The 20,598-nt window shown below is 53.5% G+C and carries 18 protein-coding genes; 1 reads left to right on the top strand and 17 read right to left on the bottom strand.

Annotated elements, in window-relative coordinates:
• Nucleotides 1-24: 24 nt before the first annotated feature.
• From accA to rpsB, 17 genes are all read right to left on the bottom strand, one after another.
• Complete coding sequence (accA, locus tag SK53_RS16855) at nt 25-984, bottom strand: acetyl-CoA carboxylase carboxyl transferase subunit alpha (RefSeq protein WP_003856154.1); 960 nt, start codon at nt 982-984, stop codon at nt 25-27.
• A gap of 12 nt (nt 985-996) precedes the next feature.
• Nucleotides 997-4,479 (bottom strand): DNA polymerase III subunit alpha, encoded by a 3,483-nt coding sequence (gene dnaE / locus SK53_RS16850; RefSeq protein ID WP_003856156.1) that lies wholly within the window; start codon nt 4,477-4,479, stop codon nt 997-999.
• 38 nt (nt 4,480-4,517) lie between these two features.
• On the bottom strand, nt 4,518-5,114 hold the full coding sequence (rnhB, locus tag SK53_RS16845) for a ribonuclease HII (RefSeq protein ID WP_003856158.1): 597 nt from the start codon (nt 5,112-5,114) through the stop codon (nt 4,518-4,520).
• Entirely contained in the window at nt 5,111-6,259 is a 1,149-nt protein-coding gene (gene lpxB / locus SK53_RS16840; RefSeq protein ID WP_003856161.1) for a lipid-A-disaccharide synthase, read from the bottom strand. The genes rnhB and lpxB overlap by 4 nt, the downstream gene beginning before the upstream one ends.
• Nucleotides 6,259-7,047, bottom strand: a complete 789-nt coding sequence (lpxA, locus tag SK53_RS16835; RefSeq protein ID WP_003856164.1) for an acyl-ACP--UDP-N-acetylglucosamine O-acyltransferase — start codon at nt 7,045-7,047, stop codon at nt 6,259-6,261. Before lpxA ends, lpxB begins: the two co-directional genes overlap by 1 nt.
• Before the next feature lie 3 nt (nt 7,048-7,050).
• Nucleotides 7,051-7,506, bottom strand: coding sequence for a 3-hydroxyacyl-ACP dehydratase FabZ (fabZ, locus tag SK53_RS16830; protein WP_003856165.1), 456 nt, complete (start codon nt 7,504-7,506; stop codon nt 7,051-7,053).
• 104 nt (nt 7,507-7,610) lie between these two features.
• Nucleotides 7,611-8,636 carry a UDP-3-O-(3-hydroxymyristoyl)glucosamine N-acyltransferase gene (gene lpxD / locus SK53_RS16825; RefSeq protein WP_048209810.1) on the bottom strand — a complete coding sequence of 342 codons (1,026 nt, stop codon included), beginning with the start codon at nt 8,634-8,636 and terminating at the stop codon, nt 7,611-7,613.
• A gap of 3 nt (nt 8,637-8,639) precedes the next feature.
• Nucleotides 8,640-9,134 (bottom strand): molecular chaperone Skp, encoded by a 495-nt coding sequence (skp, locus tag SK53_RS16820; RefSeq protein ID WP_003856169.1) that lies wholly within the window; start codon nt 9,132-9,134, stop codon nt 8,640-8,642.
• 123 nt (nt 9,135-9,257) lie between these two features.
• Nucleotides 9,258-11,675 carry an outer membrane protein assembly factor BamA gene (bamA, locus tag SK53_RS16815; protein ID WP_003856172.1) on the bottom strand — a complete coding sequence of 806 codons (2,418 nt, stop codon included), beginning with the start codon at nt 11,673-11,675 and terminating at the stop codon, nt 9,258-9,260.
• Nucleotides 11,676-11,706: 31 nt separating this feature from the next.
• Nucleotides 11,707-13,059 (bottom strand): sigma E protease regulator RseP, encoded by a 1,353-nt coding sequence (gene rseP, locus SK53_RS16810; protein WP_003856174.1) that lies wholly within the window; start codon nt 13,057-13,059, stop codon nt 11,707-11,709.
• Nucleotides 13,060-13,070: 11 nt separating this feature from the next.
• Nucleotides 13,071-13,928 carry a phosphatidate cytidylyltransferase gene (gene cdsA / locus SK53_RS16805; protein WP_003856175.1) on the bottom strand — a complete coding sequence of 286 codons (858 nt, stop codon included), beginning with the start codon at nt 13,926-13,928 and terminating at the stop codon, nt 13,071-13,073.
• Between the two features lie 12 nt (nt 13,929-13,940).
• Nucleotides 13,941-14,699 carry a (2E,6E)-farnesyl-diphosphate-specific ditrans,polycis-undecaprenyl-diphosphate synthase gene (gene ispU, locus SK53_RS16800; RefSeq protein ID WP_003856176.1) on the bottom strand — a complete coding sequence of 253 codons (759 nt, stop codon included), beginning with the start codon at nt 14,697-14,699 and terminating at the stop codon, nt 13,941-13,943.
• Nucleotides 14,700-14,884: 185 nt separating this feature from the next.
• Nucleotides 14,885-16,084, bottom strand: coding sequence for a 1-deoxy-D-xylulose-5-phosphate reductoisomerase (gene ispC / locus SK53_RS16795; protein ID WP_023315432.1), 1,200 nt, complete (start codon nt 16,082-16,084; stop codon nt 14,885-14,887).
• 92 nt (nt 16,085-16,176) lie between these two features.
• Nucleotides 16,177-16,734, bottom strand: coding sequence for a ribosome recycling factor (frr, locus tag SK53_RS16790; RefSeq protein WP_003856180.1), 558 nt, complete (start codon nt 16,732-16,734; stop codon nt 16,177-16,179).
• Between the two features lie 167 nt (nt 16,735-16,901).
• Nucleotides 16,902-17,627 carry a UMP kinase gene (pyrH, locus tag SK53_RS16785; protein WP_003856194.1) on the bottom strand — a complete coding sequence of 242 codons (726 nt, stop codon included), beginning with the start codon at nt 17,625-17,627 and terminating at the stop codon, nt 16,902-16,904.
• Nucleotides 17,628-17,776: 149 nt separating this feature from the next.
• Nucleotides 17,777-18,628, bottom strand: a complete 852-nt coding sequence (gene tsf / locus SK53_RS16780) for a translation elongation factor Ts (protein WP_003856196.1) — start codon at nt 18,626-18,628, stop codon at nt 17,777-17,779.
• Between the two features lie 117 nt (nt 18,629-18,745).
• Nucleotides 18,746-19,471 (bottom strand): 30S ribosomal protein S2, encoded by a 726-nt coding sequence (gene rpsB / locus SK53_RS16775; protein ID WP_048209809.1) that lies wholly within the window; start codon nt 19,469-19,471, stop codon nt 18,746-18,748.
• Nucleotides 19,472-19,792: 321 nt separating this feature from the next.
• Between rpsB and map the strand changes: the two genes are divergently transcribed.
• Nucleotides 19,793-20,587, top strand: coding sequence for a type I methionyl aminopeptidase (gene map, locus SK53_RS16770; RefSeq protein WP_003856208.1), 795 nt, complete (start codon nt 19,793-19,795; stop codon nt 20,585-20,587).
• Nucleotides 20,588-20,598: the final 11 nt, after the last annotated feature.

Below are 20,598 nucleotides of genomic sequence, written 5' to 3'. Positions count from 1 at the left end.
CGGCTTTTAGGATAATTGTGAGGCTTACGCGTAACCGTAGGTCATCAGACGCTGATAACGACGGTTGAGCAGATCTTCTGTGCTCAGCACGTCCAGGTCCGCCAGGTCTGCCAGCAGCTGCGCTTTCAGGGAAGCAGCCATCACTTCCGGCTTACGATGCGCGCCACCCAGCGGTTCAGGGATAACGGTGTCGATCAGCTTCAGCTCTTTCAGACGTGGGGCAATGATGCCCATCGCTTCAGCAGCCAGCGGCGCTTTATCGGCACTTTTCCACAGGATGGAGGCACAGCCTTCCGGAGAGATAACGGAATAGGTACTGTACTGTAGCATATTCACTTTATCGCCCACGCCAATTGCCAGCGCACCGCCGGACCCACCTTCACCGATAACGGTACAGATGACCGGCACTTTCAGGCGAGACATCTCGCGCAGGTTGCGTGCGATGGCTTCAGACTGACCACGCTCTTCGGCACCAACCCCCGGGTAAGCACCCGGCGTGTCGATGAAGGTGATGATTGGCATATTGAAACGCTCAGCCATCTCCATCAGACGCAGGGCCTTACGGTAGCCTTCTGGTGCTGGCATACCGAAGTTACGACGGATTTTCTCTTTGGTTTCACGGCCTTTCTGATGACCAATGATCATCACCGGACGTCCATCCAGACGCGCGATACCGCCGACGATAGCTTTATCGTCAGCGTATGCGCGGTCGCCTGCCAGTTCGTCAAATTCGTCAAACGCCAGGCGGACATAATCCAGGGTGTACGGACGCTGTGGATGTCGCGCCAGCTGGGCGATCTGCCATGCGCCGAGATCGGCAAAGATTTTCCGCGTCAGTTCTACGCTTTTTTCGCGCAGACGATGCACTTCTTCGTCGATGTTAATATCCAGTTTTTCATCCTGACGGCTCACGGCTGTCAGAGAATCGATTTTCGCTTCCAGCTCTGCAATCGGCTGTTCGAAATCAAGGAAATTCAGACTCATAGTATTCCTGTATTAGTCAAACTCCAGTTCCACCTGCTCCGAACCAATGAGGCCACGGAGATCGTTCAGTAAACGATCGCTCGGAGAGACACGCCACGTTGCACCAAAGCGCAACCGCGCGCGTGCATCCGCCCTCTGATAGTAGAGATGTACTGGAATGGTCCCCGAGCGGTGGGGTTCCAGAGACTGACGGAGTCGGTTTAAAAGCTGGTCATCAATTTGCCTGTCCGTCAGCGAGATAGCAAGCCCGCGAGCATATTTTTCCCGGGCTTCGTCAATGTCCATCACTTCGCGGGCGGTCATTTTAAGCCCCCCGCTGAAGTCATCAAAGCTGACCTGTCCGCTGACGATAAGTATGCGGTCTTTTTCCAGCAATTGCTGGTATTTATCCAGCGCGTCGGTGAACAACATCACCTCCAGACGCCCGGAACGGTCATCCAGGGTACAGATGCCGATACGATTGCCGCGCTTGGTGACCATTACCCTTGCAGCAATCACGAGCCCCGCAGCCGTGGTGATTTTACCACGTTCTGTCGGATGCATGTCTTTAAGCCTGTGGCCGCCGACATAGCGCTCAATTTCTTTAAGATACTGGTTGATCGGGTGTCCCGTCAGGTACAGACCTAACGTTTCCCGCTCTCCATCCAGCACTACCTGTTCTGGCCACGGCTGGCAGTTGGAATAGGACTGCTCGATCTGCTCTGGCTCTTCCGCCAGCACGCCGAACATATCCGCCTGGCCAATGGCTTCCGCTTTCGCATGCTGATCGGCCGCCTTCAGCGCATCGCCGAGCGAGTTCATCAGCGCGGCGCGGTGTGGCCCCAGACGGTCAAACGCGCCGGACATGATCAGTTTTTCCAGCACGCGGCGGTTCAGTTTTTTGGTATCGGTACGGGCGCACAGATCGAACAGCTCACGGAAGTAGCCGCCGTTGTTACGCGCTTCAATGATCGCCTCGATCGGCCCCTCACCCACGCCCTTGATCGCGCCGATCCCATAGACGATTTCCCCGTCATCGTTAACGTGAAAATGATACAGGCCCGAGTTAATATCCGGCGGCAGGATCTTCAGCCCCATGCGCCAGCACTCGTCCACCAGGCCAACCACCTTCTCGGTGTTGTCCATATCGGCAGTCATTACCGCTGCCATAAACTCAGCGGGATAGTGAGCTTTCAGCCACAGCGTCTGATACGAAACCAAAGCATAGGCGGCGGAGTGAGATTTGTTAAATCCGTACCCGGCGAATTTCTCCACCAGGTCGAAGATTTTCATCGCCAGTTCGCCATCGATGCCGTTTTTCTTCGCTCCATCTTCAAAGATGGAGCGCTGCTTGGCCATCTCTTCCGGCTTTTTCTTACCCATCGCACGACGCAGCATGTCTGCGCCGCCAAGGGTATAACCCGAAAGTACCTGGGCGATCTGCATCACCTGTTCCTGATACAGGATGATGCCATAGGTTGGCTCCAGTACCGGTTTCAGGCTTTCATGCTGCCACTGAACGTCCGGGTAGGAAATTTCTTCGCGCCCGTGCTTACGGTCGATAAAGTTATCCACCATCCCCGACTGCAACGGCCCCGGACGGAACAGGGCCACCAGCGCGATCATATCTTCGAAGCAGTCGGGTTGCAGACGCTTAATCAAATCTTTCATGCCGCGGGATTCAAGCTGGAAGACGGCTGTCGTCTCCGAGCGTTGCAGCATGTCGAAACTTTTCTTGTCATCAAGCGGGATAGCCGCGATATCCAGCGGCGGTTCGCCGTTCTTCTCGCGACGGGCGTTGATCATCTCCAGCGCCCAGTTGATGATGGTGAGCGTACGCAGGCCGAGGAAGTCAAACTTCACCAGCCCGGCGTATTCCACGTCGTTCTTGTCGAACTGGGTGACCGGATGCTGGCCCGCTTCATCGCAGTACAGCGGCGCGAAGTCGGTGATTTTGGTCGGGGCGATAACCACGCCCCCCGCATGCTTACCGGCGTTACGCGTGACGCCTTCCAGCTTGCGCGCCATGTCGATCAGCGCTTTCACCTCTTCGTCGGCTTCGTAGATTTCCGGCAGCTGAGGTTCGGCTTCAAAGGCTTTCGCCAGGGTCATGCCCGGATCGGGCGGGACCAGCTTAGAGATACGATCGACAAAACCGTACGGGTGGCCCAGAACGCGGCCCACGTCGCGGATAACCGCTTTCGCCGCCATCGTCCCGAAGGTAATGATCTGTGAAACCGCATCACGACCGTACATATCGGCCACGTGCTCAATCACCTGGTCGCGTTTTTCCATGCAGAAGTCGACGTCAAAGTCGGGCATGGAGACACGTTCCGGGTTGAGGAAACGTTCGAACAGCAGGTCGAATTCCAGCGGATCGAGGTCGGTGATTTTCAGTGCGTACGCCACCAGCGAGCCGGCACCGGAACCACGGCCCGGGCCTACCGGCACGCCGTTATCCTTCGACCACTGGATGAACTCCATCACGATCAGGAAGTAGCCAGGGAACCCCATCTGGTTGATCACCTGGAGTTCAATATCCAGGCGCTCGTCATATTCAGGACGCTTCTCTTTACGGACCGCTTCATCCGGGAAAAGGAATTCCAGACGCTCTTCCAGACCCTCTTTCGATTTCATGACCAGGAAATCTTCGGTGGTCATGTCGCCCGTCGGGAACTGCGGCAGGAAGTATTCGCCGAGACGCACGGTGACGTTACAGCGCTTGGCAATCTCTACGCTGTTTTCCAGCGCTTCCGGGATGTCCGAGAAAAGCTCACACATCTCCTCTTCGCTGCGCATGTACTGCTGCGATGAGTAGTTGCGCGGGCGTTTCGGATCGTCGAGGGTGAAGCCGTCGTGGATAGCGACGCGAATTTCATGCGCGTCAAAATCGCCCGCCTCAAGGAAGCGCACATCGTTGGTGGCCACTACAGGCAGGCCACGCGCTTCCGCCAGGGCGACGGCCGCATGCAGATAGCTCTCTTCGTCCGCACGCCCGGTACGGATCAGCTCCAGGTAATAGCGATCCGGGAAATACTCTTCGTAGAACGAGACGCACTGATCCACCAGCGCGTTGTTACCGCGCAGCAGACATTTGCCGACATCCCCCATACGACCACCGGAGATCAGCAGCAAACCTTCGTTCAGCTCTGCCAGCCAGTCGCGGTCAATCCATGGGCCCAGTGCGCCGTAGCCGCGCTGGTAGGCTTTTGAGATCAGCAGAGTGAGGTTCTGATAGCCCGTGTTATTCATGGCTAACACGGAAATTTGCGTCATCTCATCGCCGAGCAGGTCGCTCTGCACATGAAAATCCGCACCGACGATGGGCTTTAATCCTGCGCCATGCGCCGTTCCGTAGAACTTCACCAGGCCACACAGGTTGGTAAAATCGGTGATCGCCAGCGCAGGCATGCCAAGCGAGGCCGCCTTTTTTACCAGCGGCCCGGTCTTTGCCAGCCCATCGATCATGGAGTAGTCGCTATGCACCCGCAGGTGTACGAAACGTGGTTCAGCCATCTTCAAATCCCGCGTTACTTAATTGCTTGCGTCTTGATTCAGGACACCAGTCCCAGCGCGCGTTTCACCGGGCCAAAGCTGCGCCGATGATGTTCAGTTGCGCCATGTTCAGCCAGCTTTTCCAGATGGAAAGCCGTTGGATATCCCTTGTGCTGGGCGAAACCATACGCGGGATAAGTGAGGTCCAGCGCGGCCATTTCAGCATCGCGCGTCACTTTGGCAATGATTGACGCCGCACTGATTTCTGCGACGCGGCTATCGCCTTTAACAACAGCCATGGAAGGCATCGGCAGCGCCGGGCAACGGTTACCGTCGATCAGTACATACTCAGGCACAATCTTCAGGCCCGCAACGGCACGCTGCATCGCCAGCATGGTAGCGTGCAGAATGTTTAGATCGTCAATCTCATGCGGTTCTGCGCGCCCGAGACTCCAGGCCAGCGCTTTCTCTTTAATTTCATCGAACAGCGCTAAACGACGCTTTTCGCTCAGTTTTTTCGAGTCGTTCAGGCCAACGATCGGGCGGGCTGGATCGAGGATCACCGCCGCGGTCACAACGGCACCCACTAACGGGCCACGACCGACTTCATCCACACCGGCAACGAGGTGGGTATGGGGATAAATAAATTCCATCATTGTGCTAACTCCAGCACCGCATCGGCCGCCTGCTCATCAGCATTACAGCGGATCAGTTGATGCAGTTCACGGAAGGTATCATGCATCTGGTGGCTGGTTTTACCGTTGGCCAGCAGCGGCAGCAGCGCATCTGCCAGCGCCTGCGGCTGGCATTCATCCTGCAAGAGCTCTTTCACCAGCTCGCGACCCGCAAGCAGGTTTGGCAGAGATACGTAATCTGTTTTTACCAGACGTTTTGCCAGCCAGAAGGTAAACGGCTTCATGCGATAACCGACCACCATTGGGCATTTTGCCAGCATACACTCCAGCGCAGCCGTGCCGGAAGCCAGCAGTGCGGCATCGCTCGCAAACATAGCTTGCCGCCCTTTTCCGTCCAGCAGGCGGACGTGAAGATCCGGGGCGACGTCGGCTTTGATACGCTCAAACTGCTCCCGGCGTTTGGCATTCACCAGCGGCACGACCACTTCAAGATCGGGGTAAGTCTTGCGAAGAATTTGCGCCGTTTTCAGGAAATCAGCACTGAGCATTTCAACTTCCGCACCCCGGCTTCCTGGCAGCAGCGCCAGACAATGCACATCATGCGGGATGCCCAGTTCGTCACGCGCCGCGTTTTTATCCGGATCCAGTGGCATGGCATCCGCCATGGTATGACCGATAAAACGGCACGGGACATTAAATCTGTCGTAAAACGCTTTTTCGAAAGGCAGAAAAGCCAGCACCAGATTGGTGGACCGTCCGATTTTGAAAACGCGTTTCTGTCGCCACGCCCACACGGACGGGCTGACGTAATGGATCGTTTTGATCCCCTGCTTTTTCAGGTTCCCTTCAAGGGTAATATTGAAATCAGGCGCATCAATGCCGACAAATACATCGGGCTTGAGGTCGGTAAAGCGGCGGGTAAGGTCGGCGCGGATATGCAGCAGGCGACGCAAGCGGCCCAGCACCTCGACGATGCCCATCACAGCCAGCTCTTCCATTTCATACCAGGCTTCGCAGCCTTCGGCCTGCATTAGCGGCCCAGCCACGCCCACAAAGCGGGCGTTGGGTACACGGGCTTTAAGCGCGCGGATAAGACCTGCACCAAGAATATCGCCGGAGGTTTCTCCGGCGACCAGGGCGATGGTAAGCGGACGACTGTCGACCATTAACGAATCAGACCACGGGTTGAACGTTCAAAGAATTCCATGAACGTTTTCACTTCAGGGTGCTTATTCGCCAGCTCGGCAATTTCCGGCTTAGCCTCTTCCAGCGTTTTACCGCTACGGTACAGCAATTTGTACGCGTTGCGGATCGCGGTAATCGCTTCGCGGCTGAAGCCACGACGCTTGAGACCTTCAATGTTCACGCCAAACGGCGTGGCATGGTTGCCCTGCGCAATCACAAACGGTGGGACGTCCTGCGCCACACCGGAGCATCCGCCGACCATCACGTGTGCACCAATGATGCAGAACTGATGGACTGCGGTCATGCCGCCAATAATGGCGAAATCATCGACCGATACGTGTCCCGCCAGCGTTGCGTTGTTGGCGAGAATACAGCGGCTACCCACGGTACAGTCGTGCGCAATGTGCGCATTAACCATAAACAGGTTGTCGCTGCCCACCTTCGTCAATCCACCGCCTTGCGTTGTACCACGATGAATGGTGACGCTTTCGCGAATGCGGTTACGATCGCCGATTTCCACGCGGGTCGGTTCGCCAGCATACTTGAGATCCTGGTTAACTTCGCCGATGGAGGCGAACTGATAGATCTCATTGTTGCAGCCAATGGTGGTATGACCATTCACGACAACGTGAGATTTCAGTACTGTACCCTCACCAATTTCGACATGGGGTCCAACAATACAAAACGGGCCGATGTGGACATTGGCACCAATGATGGCACCCGTTTCCACAATGGCGGTAGGATGAATAAAGGCGGATTTATCAATCACGTATCAGGCCTCCCGGCTACGCGCACACATCATTGTCGCTTCGCAAACAACTTTGCCGTCAACCATAGCTACGCCTTTGAAGCGAGTCAGGCCGCGACGCGTTTTTTCAAAAGTGACTTCCATGATCATTTGATCACCAGGCACGACCGGACGCTTGAAGCGCGCTTCATCGATACCCGCGAAGTAATAGAGTTCACCCGGTTCCAGTTTACCTACGCTTTTAAACGCCAGAATACCGGTAGCCTGTGCCATCGCTTCCAGGATCAATACCCCCGGGAAGATAGGCTTACCAGGGAAGTGCCCCTGGAAGAACGGCTCGTTAACGGAGACATTTTTCACTGCGCGCAGAAAACGACCTTCTTCAAAATCCAGCACACGGTCTACCAGTAAAAACGGATAGCGGTGCGGCAGAAGTTCTAAAATCTCTTCAATATGCAGAGTATGAGTGTCAGTAGTCAAAATACTCTTCCTGTCAAATGTACTAAGTAGCAATAATAACACGGCCTGCCGGTTTATAAACAAAGCCGACAGGCCGGGAAATTTAGCGTTAAACGGATGAACGCTTAGTCTTGTTGATCGATTTTGCGCTCAATCGCTTTGAGTCGCTTGCTCATATCATCAATATTCATCACCAGTGCAGCTGTTTTACGCCAGACCTTGTTCGGTTGCAGCGGAATACCGGAGGAATAAACGCCAGGCTCAGTGATTGGACGCATCACCATGCCCATCCCCGTCACCGTGACTTTGTCGCATATTTCCATATGGCCATTGATCACGCTGGCACCGCCAATCATGCAGTAACGGCCAATTTTCAGGCTGCCTGCCATGATAACACCACCCGCCACTGCGGTATTGTCGCCAATCACAACGTTATGTGCAATCTGGCACTGGTTGTCTATGATAACACCGTTACCAATAATGGTGTCGTCAAGCGCACCGCGGTCGATGGTGGTGCAAGCGCCGATCTCCACACGATCGCCGATAATCACGCGACCCAGCTGAGGGATCTTAACCCAGTTACCCCGATCGTTAGCGTAACCAAATCCGTCAGAACCAATCACCGTGCTGGACTGTACGAGACAATTCTCGCCAATCTCAACCTCATGGTAGACAGAGACATTGGCCCACAGACGAGTCCCTGCGCCAATTTTCGTATTTTTTCCAACAAAGCAGCCTGGGCCAATCACCACGTTATCACCCAGCACGACGCCGGATTCGATAACGGCGTTTGCGCCGACTGATACGTTGTTACCCAGCTGAGCCGTCGGATCAATCGCAGCATTGGCTGCAATGTTCTGTGCCGGCTGCGGCGTGGTATCAAGAATTTGGGCCATGCGCGCATAGGTCAGGTAGGGATTTTTCACTACCAGTGCAGCGCTAGTGGCAAACGGAAGATCGTCCTGCGTCAGAACAACGGCAGACGCCTGGCACTGGGCCAGGTGTTCACGGTACTTAGGGCTTACCATGAAGGTAATAGTGCCTGCTTTAGCAGATTGCATGGACGCAACAGCGGTGATGACGATATCGCCATCACCGTGTAATTCTGCATCCAACTGCTGAGCTAAATCAGCCAGTCGAATTGAAGGCATTACTTATTTAACCTGTTTCAGAACATCAGCGGTGATGTCTTTAACATCGCTGCTGTTGAATGCAACGGCGTTCGAATCAACAACCAGATCGATGCTCTGATCGGCTGCGACTGCTTTAACGGCAGACTGAATACGCGTCACCAGTTTGCCACGCTCTTCGTTAGAACGACGCTGACGATCCTGCTCGAAAGCCTGCGCTTTCTGAGAGAAGGTCTGGCGCTGAGACATGACGTCTTTTTCCAGTTTGCTGCGCTCGCTCGCTTTCATGGTAGAACCATCACGCTGAAGACGCTGCATCTTGGACTGAAGATCACCTTCCATACGTTGCAGTTCGCTCGCACGGCCTTTGAATTCGTTTTCCAGCGTTGCAGAAACACCGGTTTTCTGTGCAACCTGCTGGAACAAATTACCCATGTTGACGATTGCAATTTTATCCGCTGCCTGAGCAGAAGTTGCCATCGCTAAACCGAGACCTGCAGCTAATAACCACTTTTTCACAATTAACTCCTTACCATCCCATTGGCACCCGAGGGGTACCGTTCTTTGCGTGGCAAGGCGATCGTTTTACCGATCGCCGGTTGTCAGCGCTACACTGCCAACGCATTCCATTGCAGCGGATTATTACCAGGTTTTACCAATGTTAAACTGGAACTGCTCCGCTTTGTCTCCATCGTATTTCTTAAACGGCTGGGCGTAAGAGAAGACCAACGGCCCCAGCGGTGACATCCATTGTAATGCGATACCTGCGGACATGCGAATGTTGCTCGGATCGCTGTAGTCCGGAACCCCCGCCGCACGCATCTGGGCGGTGTTCTCCCAGTTGGTGTCCCACACTGTACCTGCATCCATAAAGAAGGAGGTGCGGACAGAGTTTGCGTACTTGTCGCTGATAAACGGCGTAGGCGTGATGAACTCGAGGCTCGCCACGGCCATAGCGTTACCACCTACTGCGTCATCAGAGCTACATACTTGCTTAGGATCACGGCTTGCGCAGTTATCTTCGTCATTACCGCCGTAATAAACCGCTTTCGGACCAATGTTATTGGACTGGAAGCCACGCACGGTGCTTGAACCACCGGCGTAGAAGTTTTCATAGAACGGCAGTTCTTTGCTTCCAATACCGTCACCATAACCCCAACGGGTACGACCCAGAACAACCCACTTGTGATCTTCATCAATTGGGAAGTAGGACGCCGTATCCAGCGTGACCTTGTAGAACTCGTTATCCGAGCCCGGGATAGTCACTTTACCGTTCAGGTTGACACGTGAACCTTCCGTCGGGAAGTAGCCACGGTCAAGACGGTTGTAGGTCCAACCGTAGTTGAAGGTGAAGTCATCCGCGGCGAAACCGTTGTCATCGCTGGACGTACTCGCCGACTGACCGATGGAGTCCAGGTAACGCCACATCGCCACCTGCGGTTGCATGTTGGACAGGTCGTTATGCACGTACCCTAAACCTGCGCGCAGGGTGTTGTATTCGTTAACCGGGAAGCCGAGCGTACCATCCAGACCGTAACTCTTGTTGGTATACGAGGAGAGGTCCGCGTCATCCGCTTTAAAGTCGTTATAGAAGATACGACCGCCCAGGCTTACACCGTCAACGGTGAAGTATGGGTTGGTAACAGAGAACTCAGAGTAGGTCTGGTAGTCGTTTTTCGTCCCGTTGATACCGACAGAGTAGCCCGTACCCAGCCAGTTATCCTGCTGAACGCCGACCTGGAAGCTCACGCCACTTTCAGTGCCGTAACCAATACCGAAGTTGAAGCTACCGGTATTACGTTCTTTAACTTTATAAACAACATCAACCTGATCCGGACGACCTGGTACACGCTGAGTATCGGTATCGACCGTTTCGAAATAGCCCAGACGGTTCAGACGCTCTTTACCCTGGTCTACCAGATCGCTTCCCAGCCATGCCCCTTCCATCTGGCGCATTTCACGGCGCAGAACGGAGTCTTTAGAGGTATCGTTACCTTCGAAGCGGATCTTACGCACATAGAAACGGTTGCCCGCATCAACGTTAACGTGCAGCTTAACGGTTTTATCCGTGTCGTTAATTTCCGGCTGCGTTTGCACACGCGGATACGCATAACCATAACGGCCGAGCAGCTTCTTAATGCTGTCTTCCATTTTGGTGACTTTAGATCCGCTGTACAGATCGCCCGGCTGAATTTTGGTCAGAGATTCAATTTCAGCTGAATGTCCTGCCAGGTTGCCGCTGACTTCAACACCTGAAAGCGTGTACTTATCGCCTTCAGTGATGTTAACGGTAATGTAGATACCTTTCTTGTCCGGAGTCAGACTCACCTGAGTTGAATCGATGTTGAAACGGGCGTAACCGCGATCCAGATAGTAGCTGCGCAGGGTTTCAAGGTCACCCGCCAGTTTCTGTTTCTGGTATTTACGATCGCCCACCACGTTCCACCACGGCACTTCGTCACGCAGCTGGAAGTTGGAGATCAGTTCGTCGGTGCTGAACGCGTGGTTACCCACGATGTTGATCTGCTGGATCTTCGCAGAAACACCTTCCTGGAAGACCAGTTTCAGGTCGACACGGTTACGTGGCAGCGGTGTAACAACCGCTTTAACGCTCGCGCTGTATTTACCGACGCTGTAATAGAAATCTTCCAGACCTTTTTCAATGTCTGCAAGGGTTGTTCGGTCCAGAGATTCCCCCACACGAACACCCGATGCCTCAAGGTTCTGCTTGAGCATGTCATCTTTCACCGACTTGTTGCCGGAGAAAGTGATGCTGGCAATCGTTGGACGTTCTTTTACCTGAACCACCAGCGTATCACCATCGCGCAGGACACGGACGTCCTCAAAGTTGCCAGTGGCAAACAGAGCACGGATGGTGTTACTGATATCTTCATCATTAACCGTATCGCCGGGGCGCACAGGCATACTGAGGAGGGCCGCACCAACGGCGACACGCTGAAGGCCTTCGAAATGAATATCTTTCACTACGAACCCGTCAGCACCGTATACGGTCGCGCTGCTAAACAGCAGCGACGCTATGAGCAACTTTTTCATCGCCATCGTTATTATGCGTTCTTCCTAACTAACTCTCTTACAACCGAGAGAAATCATTGAAAAGTGCAAGCCCCATTAACAGCACCAGCAAAATCGAGCCAATGCGATAACTAAAGTCTTGAACTCGCTCGGATACCGGTCCGCCTTTTAGCTTTTCAATCGCTAAAAACAGCAAATGGCCCCCATCTAGTACGGGAAGCGGGAACAGGTTGATTATCCCCAGGTTCACGCTAATCAGCGCAAGGAACATGAGATAGTAAATCACCCCGAACTCCGCTGACATCCCAGCCCCCTGAGCAATCGAAATTGGCCCACTGAGGTTGTTCAGTTTCACATCACCGGTTATCAATTTCCCCAACATGTTGACCGTAAGCTTCATCAGCTGCCATGTTTTATCCGTGGCCTCAACGATGGCGCTAAACGGCCCATACTGGCGTATTGTCTTGTACTCATCTGGCAGTGGGATCACTTTCGGCACAACGCCGGCAAACCCTTCCGCCTTACCGCCGCCCGATTTGGTATCCGGGGTGAGAGTCAGTGAGAGCGAACTCCCCTGCCTTTCCACTTCCAGCGCGAGCGGCTTGCCTGGATTATCGCGCACCAGAGTAACAAAGGTCATCCATTGTGTTAATGGCTGACCATCGACTTTAACGATCCTGTCACCCGCTTGTAAACCTGCTTTACTCGCTGCCGATTTGGCCTGTACTTCGGCTAATACCGGCTCGATCTGCGCGCCGCGCGGTCGAATCCCGAGTGCGGCGACAGGGTCCTCTTTGTCTGGCTCAAAGCGCCAGTGGCGTAAATCCAGCACTTTTTCCTGCCGCTGGTCGGAACCAAATGGCGATACGCTGACGGTTGTCTGCTCATCACCGATTTTGGCAACCAGTTGTAACCTCACGGCATCCCAATCAGGGGTTTCGATACCATCAATCGCTTTAAGTTCCATTCCCGGTGTAATTTGCGCCGTTGCCGCAATAGAACCCGTGGTGATTTCTCCCACGACCGGGCGCACGCCAGGCACGCCGATGATAAACACCAGCCAGTAGGCGAAGATAGCGAAGATGAAATTGGCTACCGGGCCGGCAGCGATGATGGCAGCACGTTGTCCAACAGTTTTATTGTTAAACGCGCGATGGCGAAGTTCCGGGGCGACAGGCTCAACGCGTTCGTCGAGCATTTTGACATAGCCGCCCAGGGGAATCAGAGCAATGACAAACTCGGTGCCATGCTTATCGGTACGCTTCCAGAGCGATTTGCCAAAGCCAATCGAGAATCGCTCCACCCGCACACCACAGCGCCGGGCAACCCAGAAATGGCCAAATTCATGCACGGTAATCAGTACACCCAGTGCAACAATGAACGCCGCCAGATTCCAGAGAATGCTCAGCATAAAACCTTCCGTTATATCGTCCCAAACACCAGTAAAAGCAGGCAAGCAAATACAGGAACAGCCGCGGTAAGGCTGTCAATGCGATCCAGTATTCCGCCATGTCCTGGAATCAGGTGACCACTGTCCTTAATCCCTGCTTCACGCTTAAACATACTCTCGGTTAAATCACCCAGCACCGATGCCAGCGCCGCGAAAATCGAACATACCAGCAGCGTGGAGGGGGCAACCTCAAGATTCGCCCAGACGCCATAGCCCCAGGAGATAATTGCTGCCGTAAACAGGCCGCCAATGAAGCCTTGCCAGGTTTTGCCCGGAGAAACCTTTGGCGCCAGTTTATGTTTGCCGAACAGTTTACCAAACATATAGGCCCCGGAGTCAGCCCCCCAGACGAGAATCATCACATAAAGCAGCCATATCGCGCCGCTGTAGTGGTTTTCGTCATAGTGCCAGGCGCGCAGCGCAACCATCCCCCAGAAAAAGGGAACAATCGTGAGCAGACCAAAAATAAGGCGCAACACTTTAGAGTTACGCCAGATCGCCGCAGAGCCTGGATAGAAAAGCACTAAAACAAGCGCAGCAATCCACCAGGCCAGCGATATCCATAAGGATCCGGCAACCAGCGGCTGGTGAACATCGTGATGATATTCAGGCAAGGTATACAGCATCAGGGCCAGTAAAAAACCACAGAGTACCGCCAGCCATACCCGCTGAGTGCGCGAGGTAAAGCCGCTAAGCTGCCCCCATTCCCACGCGGCGAGCATACACACCACCAGCGTAACAATAGCGAATCCCACCGGAGGCAGTAAAAACAGCGCTGCGATGACGACGGGTATTAATACAAAAGCGGAAATCAGGCGATACTTCAGCAAAAGCTACCCCCATCAGGCGTTATCGCCACCAGGCTCGGTGCCGCCGAAACGACGCTCTCGATTGGCAAAGGCATGCAGCGCACCTTCAAAGTCTTGTTCATCAAAATCTGGCCAAAGAACATCCGTAAAGTAAAGTTCGGCGTAGGCAATTTGCCACAGCAAAAAGTTACTAATGCGATGCTCCCCCCCTGTCCTTATAACCAAATCCACGGGTGCCAGTTCATTCATGCAGATTTGCTGACTCAGCGCCTCTTCATCAATCTGGTCGGGTCTTAACAGCCCTTCCTGAACCTGCTCAGCCAGATGCCGAACCCCCTGGATAATATCCCAGCGTCCGCCGTAATTCGCCGCGATATTGAGCGTCAGGCCGGTATTATTTTCCGTCAGCGCTTCTGCTTTGCGAATCCGTTCCTGCAAACGTGAGTTAAAACGACTGGTTTCGCCAATAATACGCAAGCGGACGTTGTGGCGGTGCAGGCTTTTTACTTCGCTATCGAGCGCCCACACGAACAGTTCCATCAACGCAGTCACTTCCTGCGCAGGTCGATTCCAGTTCTCACTGCTAAAAGCATAGAGCGTTAACGCATCAATGCCGTTATTGGCGGCAAAAGAAACGGCGCGGCGAACAGATTTCGCCCCAGCTTTATGCCCAAAGGCTCGTATCTTCCCTTGTCTTTTCGCCCAGCGGCCATTGCCATCCATGATGATTGCAACATGGCGACAGCCATGTGCTGGCAAGTTTTCGCTTATTGGTTGATTCGCAGACAACATAACGCGTTTTTAGTCCCTGAAAGGATTTAACGGTACACAGGAATACTGAAGCCTATACATAAAAAAGCCGTGTCAAACCACGGCTTACCTGACCACTTAAAGCCAAATACCTGCGATCAGGTGGCGCAGACTATATCACTGAAGCCCAACGCTAACAAATAGCACGACGACTAGTGCTTGCTTTATCACCAGCTTGCGAGACGTGTCACCTGTTTACGCGCAACAATGCGTGCCTGTTCATCCACGGCCAGCACCTCTTCCACGCTCTGCGGCTCACGCAAATCCATCATCTCCAGCACGGATAAATTCAACGCGGCGATATCAGTAAAGCGGATCTGCTGGTTCAGGAATGCTTCAACGGTCACTTCATTGGCTGCATTAAGCGCCGTTGTCGCCGCCTGCCCCTGATCGAAGGCCGTCATCGCCAGTTTCAGACAGGGATAACGGTCGTAATCAGGCTCGCTAAACGTCAGTGAACTCAGCTTGCAAAAATCGAGAGGCTTAACGCCCGATTTTACGCGGTTTGGCCACGCCATTGTATGAGCAATTGGCGTACGCATATCCGGTTCGCCCAGCTGGGCCAGCACGCTGCCGTCCTGATAGCGCACCATCGAGTGAATCACCGACTGCGGGTGGATCAGCACTTCCATCTGTTTCGCCGACGCATTGAACAGCCAGCGAGCTTCAATGTATTCCAGACCTTTGTTCATCATGGTGGCCGAATCGACGGAGATCTTACGCCCCATTGACCAGTTCGGATGACGACATGCCTGATCCGGCGTCATTGCGCTCAATTCAGACAGTGGCGTTTCACGGAACGGGCCACCAGACCCGGTAAGCAGAATCGACACAACGCCATTCTGCTCCAGGTCAGCGTACCCCAGGTTTTGTTGAAAAGGTTGGGGTAAACTCTGAAAAATGGCGTTGTGCTCGCTATCGACCGGCAAAAGACGTGCCCCACGCTGTTTTACCGCCTCCATAAAGAGGCGTCCGCAGGTGACCAGCGACTCTTTGTTCGCAAGCAGGACATCTTTTCCCGCATCGATCGCGGCAAGCGTCGGCAGAAGACCCGCCGCCCCGACGATTGCCGCCATAACCTGATCGACTTCATCAAGCGCGGCCATATCGCACGCCGCCTGTTGCCCGCTGAGCACCTCGGTACGGCAGCCCTTCTCCTGCAACAGCGCTTTTACCTGGCGGGCGCTCTCTTCATCATCCATCACCGCAAAACGGGGGGTAAACTCCAGGCACTGTTCGACCATTCGCTGCACGTTTTTTCCGGCCACAAGCGCGGCTACGGTGTAGCTGTCAGGATTATGACGTACAACGTCGAGAGTGCTGCAACCGATAGAGCCGGTCGAGCCGAGGAGAGTGAGATGCTTCATGAGATGCCCAAAAGTTAGACCAGATAAAAGCAAAACGCCGCCAGCAAGACTCAATGTCCTTCTGAACGGCGTTTATCAGTGTACAGCGAAAATCAGAACTGCATCAGTTCCGCTTCTTTTTCTGCCAGCGCCGCATCAATTTTCTTGATCGCCGCGTCGGTCATTTTCTGAATGTCGTCCTGAGAACGACGATCGTCGTCTTCGCTGATCTCTTTTTCTTTCAGCAGAGCTTTCACTTTATCGTTCGCATCGCGACGCACGTTACGTACGGAAACGCGACCCTGCTCAGCTTCACCGCGAACCACTTTGATCAGGTCTTTACGACGCTCTTCCGTCAGCGGAGGCAGTGGAACGCGAATATCCGCGCCCGCTGAGCTTGGGTTCAGACCCAGGTCAGATGCCATGATCGCTTTTTCAACGGCCGGGCTCATTGAGCGATCGAACACGTTGATTTTCAGGGTACGGGTATCTTCTACCGTCACGCTCGCCAGCTGACGCAGTGGCGTAGGCGTACCGTAGTATTCTACGATGATGCCATCCAGCAGGCTTGGGGAAGCTCGGCCAGTACGGATTTTGCTGATTTGGTTTTTGAACGCTTCTACGCATTTGTCCATGCGTACTTCAGCATCTTTTCTGATGTCGTTAATCACGTTACGGATCCTTGAAAACTTGTCTCAGGCAGACTATCCGCCAGCACAGCGCTACAGGTGTGCTAAGTATAGTCGCGTTTAATTCATGACAACGCCAAAGGCGCGCCCGGGTAAGATACCACGTCGAAATAAAGCGGAATCTTACCTGTATTTATCGCCGACGGAAATTATTCCGTGATCAAAGTGCCTTCTTTTTCGCCCATAACAACGCGACGCAGCGCGCCAGGCTTGTTCATATTGAAGACACGGATCGGCAGTTTGTGGTCACGAGCCAGCGTAAAGGCGGCAAGATCCATCACTTTTAGCTCTTTTTCCAGCACTTCGCTGTAGCTCAGCTGATCGTACATGGTCGCTGAAGGATCTTTTGCCGGGTCGGCAGTAAACACGCCATCTACTTTGGTCGCTTTCAGCACCACATCGGCTTCGATTTCGATACCGCGCAGGCAGGCTGCGGAATCGGTGGTAAAGAACGGGTTACCCGTACCGGCGGAGAGGATCACCACGCGGTTGTTGCGCAGCAGGCTGATGGCCTCTGCCCAGCTGTAGTTATCGCATACGCCATTCAAAGGAATAGCGGACATCAGGCGAGCGTTCACATAGGCGCGATGAAGCGCATCACGCATCGCCAGGCCATTCATCACGGTTGCCAGCATACCCATGTGGTCGCCCACTACGCGGTTCATCCCCGCTTTCGCCAGACCAGCACCACGGAAAAGGTTGCCACCGCCAATGACCACGCCAACCTGAATACCCAGTTCGACCAGTTCTTTGATTTCCTGTGCCATGCGATCAAGGATGCTTGCGTCAATACCGAAGCCTTCCGATCCTTGCAGCGCTTCGCCACTCAGCTTAAGCAGAATGCGTTTGTACACGGGTTTTGCATTGGTAGCCATGTTTCTTTCCTGAGACTGTCAACGATTAAGATGGGGTTAATTCTGGCGACATGATATGTCGCAAATCAGCACAGCGATACTGGAGCCTGTCTGATTTCGTGAGACGGGTGACAAAAAGAAGCCGCCCTCAGGCGGCTCCTTTTCAATCATTAAGACTGCTTGGACATTGCAGCAACTTCTGCTGCGAAGTCAGTCTCAACTTTCTCGATGCCTTCGCCCACTTCGAAGCGGATGAAGCCAGTTACATCAGCGTTGTGCTCTTTCAGCAGCTGAGCAACAGACTTGCTTGGATCCATTACGAAAGGCTGGCCAGTCAGAGAAACTTCGCCGGTGAATTTCTTCATGCGGCCTTCAACCATTTTCTCTGCGATTTCTTTTGGCTTACCAGACTGCATCGCGATGTCCAGCTGAACCTGGTACTCTTTCTCTACCACTTCAGCAGACACGTCTTCTGGCTTAACGAATTCTGGTTTGCTTGCAGCGATGTGCATTGCCAGCTGTTTAACCAGCTCTTCGTCAGCGCCTTTAGCCGCAACCAGAACACCGATACGCGCGCCGTGCTGGTAAGAGCCCAGAACGTCACCTTCCAGGGAAGCAACGCGACGGATGTTGATGTTCTCACCGATTTTAGCAACCAGCGCAACACGCTCTTCTTCGAACTGTGCTTTCAGAACTTCAACGTCAGTGATTTTGCCTGCAACCGCTGCGTCCAGAACTTTGTTAGCAAATGCCTGGAAACCAGCATCTTTAGCAACGAAGTCAGTCTGGCAGTTAACTTCCAGAATGATGCCGTAGTTGCCGTCGATTTTGGTGATGATCACGCCGTCAGCAGCAACGTTGCCTGCTTTCTTAGCTGCTTTGATCGCACCGGATTTACGCATGTTTTCGATTGCCAGCTCGATGTCGCCGTTCGCTTCGGTCAGCGCTTTTTTGCAATCCATCATGCCTGCGCCAGTACGCTCACGCAGCTCTTTTACCAGGGATGCGGTAATTTCAGCCATTCTTAAATCCTCGGGAGATGTGAACTGCCCGGCCGGGAGCCAAACAGTATAAATTGAAAAAAGGGGCCGATAATGGGCCCCTATTCATACACGGTACTAATAAGGGGTAAAACCTTATTATTCAGCTTCTACGAAGCTTTCTTCCGCCTGAGAAGCCAGATCCTGGGAACGGCCTTCACGAACGGTAGCAGCTACAGCGCTCAGGTACAGGCTAACAGCACGGATTGCGTCGTCGTTACCCGGGATAACGAAGTCAACACCGTCCGGATCGGAGTTGGTATCAACGATAGCGAATACCGGGATACCCAGGTTGTTAGCTTCTTTGATTGCGATGTGCTCGTGGTCTGCATCGATTACGAACAGCGCGTCTGGCAGGCCGCCCATATCTTTGATACCGCCCAGGCTGTTTTCCAGCTTGTCCAGTTCACGAGTGCGCATCAGCGCTTCTTTCTTAGTCAGCTTATCGAAAGTACCGTCCTGAGACTGGGTTTCCAGATCTTTCAGGCGCTTGATGGACTGACGAACAGTTTTCCAGTTGGTCAGCATGCCGCCCAACCAGCGATGGTTCACGAAGAACTGGTCGCAGCTGTTAGCAGCATCTTTCACAGCTTCGCTTGCAGCGCGCTTAGTACCAACGAACAGAATCTTACCTTTACGGGAAGAGATCTTGTTCAGCTCAGTCAGGGCTTCGTTGAACATTGGTACAGTCTTCTCAAGGTTGATGATGTGAACTTTGTTACGTGCGCCGAAGATGAAAGGCTTCATTTTCGGGTTCCAGTAACGGGTCTGGTGACCGAAGTGAACACCAGCCTTGAGCATGTCGCGCATGGAAACAGTTGCCATGTTTAAAACCTCTATATTGAAAGTTGGGGTTATGCCTCCACGTATCCCATATTACCGACCCCGAAGGGCACCCCGGAATATGTGCCGATACGTGTGTGTTGTTACACAAAGTGAGATTTGTCGCTCCCGTCCAGCCTGTGTATCTGAGATGGATCGGAAGTCCGGCGCGCTTTATATCACAAAACACGGCCAGAAACCAATAATTGTTGGCGGAGTGTGCTGTTAATGATTCTCAATTTGGCACGGGGTGCGCCTGACTGATACCATTGACAACACTTACACTAGTATTGTCGAAAAAATCGACACCGATGGACAGATTACATGGCTATCTCTATTAAGACACCTGAAGAAATTGAAAAGATGCGCGTCGCCGGTCGTCTGGCCGCGGACGTGCTGGAAATGATTGAGCCGTTTGTGAAACCGGGCGTCAGCACTGGCGAACTGGATCGCATCTGTAACGACTATATCGTCAACGAACAGCACGCGGTCTCCGCCTGCCTTGGCTATCACGGTTTCCCGAAATCCGTCTGCATCTCTATTAATGAAGTGGTTTGCCACGGCATTCCGGATGACGAGAAGCTGCTGAAAGATGGCGACATCGTCAACATCGACGTGACCGTCATCAAAGACGACTACCACGGCGACACCTCTAAGATGTTCATCGTTGGCAAGCCAACGATTCTGGGCGAGCGTCTGTGCAAAGTAACGCAAGAGAGCCTCTACCTGGCGCTGAAAATGGTGAAGCCGGGCATCCGCCTGCGCACCATCGGCGCCGCAATCCAGAAATTTGTGGAAGCGGAAGGTTTCTCCGTGGTGCGCGAATATTGCGGTCACGGTATTGGTCGTGTGTTCCATGAAGAACCGCAGGTTCTGCACTACGATGCAGACGACGGCGGCGTAGTGCTGCAAAAGGGCATGACCTTCACGATCGAGCCAATGGTCAACGCGGGTGATTACCGCATCCGTACCATGAAAGATGGCTGGACGGTAAAAACCAAAGACAGAAGCTTGTCTGCCCAGTACGAGCATACTATTGTGGTTACAGACAACGGCTGCGAAATTATGACGTTGCGCAAGGATGACACCATCCCGGCGATACTGACGAACATTGAGTGATAAGAAGCCGG

It is taken from the genome of Enterobacter sp. MGH119 (assembly GCF_001037675.1).
Taxonomy (GTDB): Bacteria; Pseudomonadota; Gammaproteobacteria; order Enterobacterales; family Enterobacteriaceae; genus Enterobacter; species Enterobacter hormaechei_C.
The sequence above is the reverse complement of the archived record's forward strand: the minus strand, read 5'-3'. Positions and strand labels throughout refer to the sequence as shown.